General features: G+C 73.7%; 1 protein-coding gene and 1 pseudogene. Both read right to left on the bottom strand.

The genetic code is table 11. The features are described from left to right. A partial coding sequence (locus FV242_RS34070; protein ID WP_147942050.1) for a CsbD family protein occupies positions 1-135 on the bottom strand: 135 nt, incomplete at its 3' end. Between the two features lie 87 nt (positions 136-222). Continuing rightward, positions 223-669 (bottom strand): annotated as a pseudogene (locus tag FV242_RS34065) (PhnA-like protein); the annotation flags it as partial.

The following is a 669-nucleotide window of genomic DNA, read 5'->3' as shown; positions in this document are numbered from 1 at the left end:
CGCTTCGCCCTTGAGCTCCTGGGCCTTGCCCTCGGCCACGAGCTTGTCGTTGCCGGTGACGTTGCCGGCGGCCTGCTTGACGTTGCCGACGGCCTCGTTGGCCAGGCCCTTGATCTTGTCGGTGGTGCTGCTCATCGAAGGTCTCCTTGCGGGGTGCTGCGGGTGGCCGGCTCGTGCCGGTCGGGCGAGGTCCCCGCCGGGAGGGCGGGGACCGAGGGGGGATCAGGCGCGGCGGGCGTCGTAGGCGCCGACCAGGGTCTCGGCCTTCGGGGCGCCGAGGCGACCGCCGAAGAAGGCGGCCAGCGCGCCGAGGATCAGCGCCAGGGCGGCGTAGAAGGCGCCCTGCGTGGCGGCGGACTTGGCCGCGACGGCCGCCGCCTCGGCCTTCTGCTTGGCGGTGGCGACCGCCTGGTCGTACTGCTTCTCGTAGTCCTGGATCTGCTGCTTGGCCTGGTCGACCGGGATGTTCTGGGCCTTGGCCAGGGCGTCGGCCGCGCGGGCCTCGGCCTGGGCCTTCTGGCTCGGATCGCCGGTGAACAGCGCCTTCACGGCGGCGACGGCGGCGTCACGGGCGGCCTGCGGGTCCTGGCCGGCGGCCTGCTGGCGGACCGTGCTCTCGATCCCGTCGAGCGGGTTCGTGATCTTGGACAGCGACGGCGCGGCGGCCTG

It is taken from the genome of Methylobacterium sp. WL64 (genome assembly GCF_008039945.1).
Classification (GTDB): domain Bacteria; phylum Pseudomonadota; class Alphaproteobacteria; order Rhizobiales; family Beijerinckiaceae; genus Methylobacterium.
This window is presented reverse-complemented; position numbering and strand designations above follow the sequence as displayed.